Here is a 6,549-nt window from a genome sequence, read left to right as displayed (position 1 = left end):
GCCCTAAGGCTGCCTTTTTTATTATTCAGACTATTTCTAGGATTATTGTTTAAGAACTGAGTAATATTTCAATTATCTGGATGAATGATTCCTTATGTCTAACTAGTCGCATGAATGATTTGGCCTTTAATGGCTGGAAAGCCTCGGAAATACTGAGTTTATAATTCTGTTAGGACGTAATGTTATTTACATTTTGTTTCAATTGTATTGGATCAATTTGGCAATTTAGGTGAAATGCTTGATTTTAATCAATGAATGCTCCTGAACTGCACTTGTGCTATCCAAATAATAATTACACGAATAATTTTTTTAGTTAATTTAATGGCTGTCCCAAATATTCTTAAATTATATTTCTCTCTCTTTATGGATTGGAGTTCAATTTATTTTGTACTAGTGTGCAAGTATTTATATTGAGTGAGAGAGGAATATCTTTGTTAGTTGCTTGTTATTATTTGCTGTATTGGCAGGTAAGTAGCTAACTTATTTTCTATTGGAGAAAACAATGACAAAAAAATGGTTTATTGAAGAGGTTGATAATACCTTATCTATGATGGGTACAACAGTTGAGCAAGGTTTATCAACAGACGAAGTGAAAGAACGTCAGGCTCAATATGGTGCGAACGAATTAGATGAGCAAGATAAAAAATCCGCGCTTGAACTTTTTTTACATCAGTTCAAAAATCCGCTGATTTTTATTTTGGGAATAGGCGCAATCGTCTCTTTTTTTACTGGCCATATAATTGATGCTGTTGCAATCACAGTAATTATATTTATTAACGCCATTATTGCTTTTTGGCAGGAGTTTAAAGCTCAAAAAGGAATGGAAGCACTGCGTGAAATGGCAGCACCCACCGCGCAAGTGAGGCGTAATGGTGAATGGGTTGATGTACAGGCTAAGGAACTGGTTCCCGGTGACATATTAAAAGTCAATACGGGTGACATTCTTGCCGCCGACATTCGCATTATTGAATCGAATAGACTGTCTATCGATGAAGCGGCATTGACCGGAGAGTCCGAGCCCGTTGATAAGTCATCAGCTGCGCTAGAGGATGATCATATTGGTCTTGGCGATCAAGTGAACATGGGCTTTATGACCACTATGGTGACGTCAGGTAGTGGTGTCGGTGTTGTTACCACAATTGGTATGCAAACCGAAGTTGGTCATATTGCCGATATGATGAGCAACACAGAAGAAACAAAAACGCCAATGCAAGAGCGTATGGATACCATTGCTAAGATTTTGATGGTGGCTGCATTGGGCGTTGTTGCGGTAATTTGTGCTATCGGGCTTACTTATGGAATGCCTTGGCTGGAAATTCTCAATACTGGTATTTCACTTTCAGTTGCAGCAATACCTGAAGGATTACCAACGGTTATCTCTATCGTATTAACGATGGGTTCTGCCCGCATGGTCAAGAATAATGCGCTAGCAAAAAGCCTATCAGCAATAGAAACTCTAGGCTCAACAACGGTTATTTGTTCCGATAAAACCGGCACCTTAACCCAAAACCAAATGCAAGTTATGAAAGCCTATGACGCAAGCGGCCGTCAGTGGGAAGTCAGTGGCAAGGGGTTCTCTCCGGAAGGTGAGTTTAAACCTGTGTCACACGCTACAAAAGTGAACGACAGCCCTGAAATGCTACATGGGTTGACGGTAGCAACTTTATGTAATGAAGCGGAATACATTCAAGATGGAGATAACTCACGCGTTCGTGGTAATCCAACCGAGGGTGCGCTCATTGTTGCTGCAAGTAAAGCCGGTTTAAATCAGCAAGAGATTAAAGACAGCGGTATGTTTACCATTGTGGAAAGATACCCATTTGATTCTGCTCGTAAGATGGCATCTGTCATTGTCCGCTCACAAACGGGACAGCTTTTCCTCGCCATTAAGGGAGCACCAGATGTTGTACTTGGTAAAGCTTCTGCATTTATGTCTGATGGCGCGATCATTGACCATTGTGCGACATCAACAGACGGAAACCTAGCCCTTGCAACTAACCCTGCAGAAGAGCTAGTGATTAACTACGAAGCAGCAATACATGATTTTGCTGACCAAGCGTTACGTACTCTTGCGGTTGGTTACCGTGAACTGTCCGAAGAAGACCTGAAGAAGGATCCAGAAGAGCTAGAGAAAGACGTTACCATTCTAGGCCTGTTTGGCATCATGGATCCACCACGTCCTGAAGTTCGTGAAGCTATTGATAGCTGTTATGACGCAGGTGTAAGAACAGTAATGATCACCGGTGACCATGCGGTGACAGCGGCAGCGATTGCTCGCGATATCGGCATCATTCGTAGTGAGGAAGATAAGGTCGTAACTGGTAGTGAACTGGATGATATGAGCGATGACGATCTTCGTGAAATCTGTCCACAGGTTGCCGTGTTTGCTCGTGTTACACCAGAGCATAAACTGCGCATCGTACAGGCACAGCAATACAACAACGAAGTTGCCGCAATGACAGGGGATGGCGTTAACGACGCTCCAGCACTTCGTCGAGCGGATATCGGTGTTGCAATGGGCATCACAGGAACATCGGTGGCTAAAGATTCGGGTGATCTTATTTTACTGGATGACAACTTTAGCACCATTGTGAAAGCGGTTCGCCAAGGGCGTCAGATATTCGATAACCTGCGTAAGTTTATTCGTCAAGCGTTAACCGCTAACGTAGGTGAAGTCTCGGTTATTCTGTTTGCATTTCTGGCAATGGGACCAGAGGCGATTTTGCCACTGACGCCATTAATGATTCTCTGGATTAACCTGGTTTCTGATGGTCTTCCTGCACTTGCTTTAGGTGTTGAGCCTGAAGAGAAAGATTTGATGGAGCGTAAACCTCGTAAACGTAACGAAGGCTTCTTCAGTGATCACCTAGGTACGCGAATTGTGGTACGTGGTTTAGCATTAGGCGGAATGAGTTACCTAGCATTTAGTTGGGCTCTGCAAGCTGGCTATGGCTCGGCGTATGCGCAAACAATGGCATTTATGATGTTGATTTTTGCTCAACTGTGGCACCTGTTTGATTCAAGAACATTCACGTCGCTGTTCCGTAAAAATCCATTCACTAACACCAAGCTGTTAGGTGCGGTTGCTCTATCTGCAACGTTATCACTGAGTGTTATCTACTCTGGTATCGGTCAAGTGATTTTTGGTACTGAAGCATTAAGTGGAACGCATCTTATTGTCGTTATTCTGGTTTCAGCTCTGCCAACAATTGTCCTGTCAGGACTGAAAGAGCTAACCAAAACGAAGTTTGTTTAAATTTTAGGGGTGAGAAATCTATCTCACCCCTAAACATAAGTATCACAAGCAAAATAAGGGGTAAACATGAGAGATGAAGATAAGGCGAACAAAACCTTTGCGAAGTTCTTCTTGGGTTATTTTGGTAGTTTGACTTTAATAGCAAGCTGCTCAAGTTAATCCGTCCCGTTTAAACCAAACTACAGCCATTGAATTCAGTGGCTGTTATCTTTCGGAGTAGCTTGATGTATAAAGTACTTATCTATTCTATTTTACTACTGAGTGGGCTGGTAATGTCACAGTTATTGCCTGCTCTTATTGATAGCTACGCTAGCTTTAAGCCCGCTATCCTTGTCCTGACGATGATAGCGCTGAGCTATATCATGATAAACGTTGGGCGTGAGTTCGAAATCAATAAGAATAACCTGAAACAATATGGCTGGGATTATGTGGTTGCAATGACAACCGCGACGTTTCCTTGGCTTGGTGTGACACTCTACTTTCTGTTTGTTCTTTTTCCACAAAGTATGTGGAGCAACGCAGATGTATGGAAAGAGTTATTTATCATAGGCCGTTTTGCTGCCCCTACCTCTGCTGGGGTGCTGTTTGCCATGTTGGCCGCTGCGGGCTTAGGAGCCACTTGGGTTTTTGCTAAGGCAAGAGTGCTGGCAATATTTGATGATCTCGATACCGTGTTATTGATGATCCCTCTCTCTATTCTCGTGATTGGTTGGAATCCGATGATGGGAATTACAGTGGTGCTGATGTTCGCTATGTTGGCGTTAGGTTATTACTATTTGCACCAATGGAAGATTCCGTCTAGTGCTCCAATGCTTTTGATCTATTCGATTGTCATTGCGTTAGCGTGTGAGCTTTTCTATATCAAGTCGAGTGTGCATTTCGAAGTGTTGCTACCCGCATTCGTTCTAGGTTGTTTGATGAAATCTCAACATCAGTCCAAGCGTGACGAAAGCGTATCAACGGCGGTGGCTGGTAGCTTTATGGTTCTTGTAGGGCTTTCTCTTCCGCAGGTGTTTGGTTCGGTAGAGCCCGTTGTGGAATCAACAAGCTTAATAACAACCGTCGACTCTATGGGAATTCGTGAAATTGCGAAACATGTTCTCTGGATCACTCTTATCGCTAACATAGGAAAAATGTTTCCGCTATTTTGTTATAGAAAAGAGGCTAGCCTAAAGGAGCGTTTAGCCCTTTCATTAGCAATGTGTCCGCGAGGAGAAGTGGGAGCAGGTGTTATCATGATCAGCTTAAGCTACGGTTTTGGTGGACCGATTATCACCATCTCAATGTTAGCATTGGCGCTAAACTTGATCATGACAGGTGGGTTCATTCTGGTCGTGAAAAAACTGATTGAGCCAGACCCTATTTCCGTTGCGATAAAACCTTCGCAAACGACCGCTTAAATTAACTTGGGGGAGCTTTCCCCCATTTTCCCCGAATAAAACCTCATCAAATCGTGACAACATGAATCTACAAAGTGAACTGGTTGGCGCTGCGGATTTCCGGATTGCGAGATTACGGAAACGAACAGTGGGACAGGCGTCTTATTTAGGCGTCTTACTTAACATTCGAACTGTCATTATTAAAGTGTGAATATTATTTCAAATGGTTCTGAGGTAATTGTGACTGACCAAGAACGGCAACGATCAGGATAAAACCATCTTCTTTGGTAAAGTAGGCTGTGTGCTTTCCTACTGGGAAGTAGAATCCATATGGGTACAGCTCATCACAGCTTCTACCAACTGCTGGGTTATCAGCAAGCATTTGAAAAGAAGTAAGTAGGCTGTCTCTGTAGCTGTTCCATTGTAACTCAGAAAAGTTTGTAACGGTGTAGCTTTTGATTTTACGCAAATGATTTTGTGCCAACTTGCTTAGCTTAAACTTTTTCGTTTGCATATTTAAGGTTACAGGTTTTTTAAGAATGTTTCGCCATCAACGACATTACCTTGCGCAAGGTCTTCTTCTGCAGCCTCAAAGCAAAGTTTGATGTAATCCGCTTTCATGGCTTCAAGTTCTTGGTAGTCTTTAATGGACATAACAACGACAGCATCTTTACTGTTTTTGCTAATTTTAACAGGCTCTCGCTGAGCATTTAGAAGTAGTTCGCCAAAATTACGTTTAGCATCATTTGCTGTTAATGTGTGCATGTTAAAGCTCCAGACTTAGATGGTTAGTTAAGAGTATAAATGTTTGTGCGAAATGTTCAATCTGATTAAATCGTGCGAAAGGCAATTTAAAAAGAAATTCAAGCAAATTTGTAACGTTTGGCACTAATGCTAGAAAGGGGAAGTTATGAAGTTAGCAGGAATTGACTTAGCGTGGCATGGTGACAAGAACCCGTCAGCTATTGCTATAGGGACTTTGAGTGGAAGTGATTTGATATTGGATCTGCTGGATCCTGATATTTTGGGTATGTCTAACATTTTAGAAGTAGTTGCGAATCAAAAAGAAATATCTGGGATAGCAATTGATGCTCCGTTGGTAATCGAGAATCAAACTGGCCAAAGGGAATGTGAGAAGTCACTTAGTCGTGACTACGGGTCAAGAAAAGCGTCCTGCCATACTTCAAATCTTTCTCTTTACCCTGACGCCCTGAGTGTAAAACTCTCGTCATCTTTGCGGTCATTAGGATACGAACATTTATCTTCGGAACGATGGCAAATAGAGTGCTATCCTCATCCAGCTATCATTGAGTGTTTTGGGTTACCAGAGAGACATGCTTATAAGAAGGGCAGTGTAGCGGATAAGAAAGCGGGTCAGATAAAACTCGCAAGTTTTATCTTGGCTCTTGAAAACTCAAGTGTACTATCGCTGCAAATTCCAGAACAAGTCAAAGTACTGCTGTCAGAACTTTATATAGGGAGCCTAAAAGGTAAAGCTCTTAAGAGTAACGAAGATGCTTTAGATGCAATCATATGTTTGTATATCGCGGCGTTGTATCAGGTTCGAATTTCAAGTACGACTTATGGCGACGCAACGCACGGTTATATTTGGGTTCCACAGGTAAAATGCATATAAAAAATGACCATGGATGTAATATCGCTGACTCGTTTTTCTCTATTATTTGTTAAGGTTTAATGCAAAAATATCAGCGAAATATTTCCCTCCGGCTAAGCTTCCATACTTGTACTAGCCATTAATGAAAATAGCTTGTTTGAATCGATCATTTAGGCTTTGCTTTCTGTTCTGAAAATTTTGCATGGAAAGGTGATAGTTTATTGCCTTGAAGTGTTAGAGGTTGATAAAGCTCAGGTCTGTGACCTCGAATCCAATGGATTGCGGGGACAGGAGTCTTA

At 42.0% G+C, this 6,549-nt stretch carries 5 protein-coding genes; 3 read left to right on the top strand and 2 right to left on the bottom strand.

Annotated elements, in window-relative coordinates:
- Positions 1-502: 502 nt before the first annotated feature.
- Positions 503-3,256: an HAD-IC family P-type ATPase gene (locus F0227_RS13270; protein ID WP_171753698.1), complete on the top strand. Its 2,754-nt coding sequence runs from the start codon at positions 503-505 to the stop codon at positions 3,254-3,256.
- Positions 3,257-3,480: 224 nt separating this feature from the next.
- Positions 3,481-4,656 (top strand): sodium:proton antiporter, encoded by a 1,176-nt coding sequence (locus F0227_RS13265; protein ID WP_171753697.1) that lies wholly within the window; start codon positions 3,481-3,483, stop codon positions 4,654-4,656.
- Positions 4,657-4,849: 193 nt separating this feature from the next.
- Here F0227_RS13265 and F0227_RS13260 read toward each other — a convergent pair whose 3' ends face one another.
- Both F0227_RS13260 and F0227_RS13255 read right to left on the bottom strand, forming a co-directional pair.
- Complete coding sequence (locus F0227_RS13260; RefSeq protein ID WP_171753696.1) at positions 4,850-5,149, bottom strand: type II toxin-antitoxin system RelE/ParE family toxin; 300 nt, start codon at positions 5,147-5,149, stop codon at positions 4,850-4,852.
- An 8-nt stretch (positions 5,150-5,157) separates the two neighbouring features.
- Positions 5,158-5,400, bottom strand: a complete 243-nt coding sequence (locus tag F0227_RS13255; RefSeq protein WP_171753695.1) for a type II toxin-antitoxin system Phd/YefM family antitoxin — start codon at positions 5,398-5,400, stop codon at positions 5,158-5,160.
- A gap of 145 nt (positions 5,401-5,545) precedes the next feature.
- Between F0227_RS13255 and F0227_RS13250 the strand changes: the two genes are divergently transcribed.
- Complete coding sequence (locus tag F0227_RS13250) at positions 5,546-6,271, top strand: DUF429 domain-containing protein (RefSeq protein ID WP_171753694.1); 726 nt, start codon at positions 5,546-5,548, stop codon at positions 6,269-6,271.
- Positions 6,272-6,549 lie beyond the last annotated feature (278 nt).

Origin of the sequence: Vibrio sp. 99-8-1 (assembly GCF_013114595.1) — a bacterium.
GTDB lineage: Bacteria > Pseudomonadota > Gammaproteobacteria > Enterobacterales > Vibrionaceae > Vibrio.
This window is presented reverse-complemented; position numbering and strand designations above follow the sequence as displayed.

Excerpts from the sequence above, each read along its gene's own strand:
- F0227_RS13270 (WP_171753698.1), top strand. The coding sequence starts at position 503 with ATGACAAAAAAATGGTTTATTGAAGAGGTTGATAATACCTTATCTATG.
- F0227_RS13265 (WP_171753697.1), top strand. The coding sequence starts at position 3,481 with ATGTATAAAGTACTTATCTATTCTATTTTACTACTGAGTGGGCTGGTA.
- F0227_RS13260 (WP_171753696.1), bottom strand. The coding sequence starts at position 5,149 with ATGCAAACGAAAAAGTTTAAGCTAAGCAAGTTGGCACAAAATCATTTG.
- F0227_RS13255 (WP_171753695.1), bottom strand. The coding sequence starts at position 5,400 with ATGCACACATTAACAGCAAATGATGCTAAACGTAATTTTGGCGAACTA.
- F0227_RS13250 (WP_171753694.1), top strand. The coding sequence starts at position 5,546 with ATGAAGTTAGCAGGAATTGACTTAGCGTGGCATGGTGACAAGAACCCG.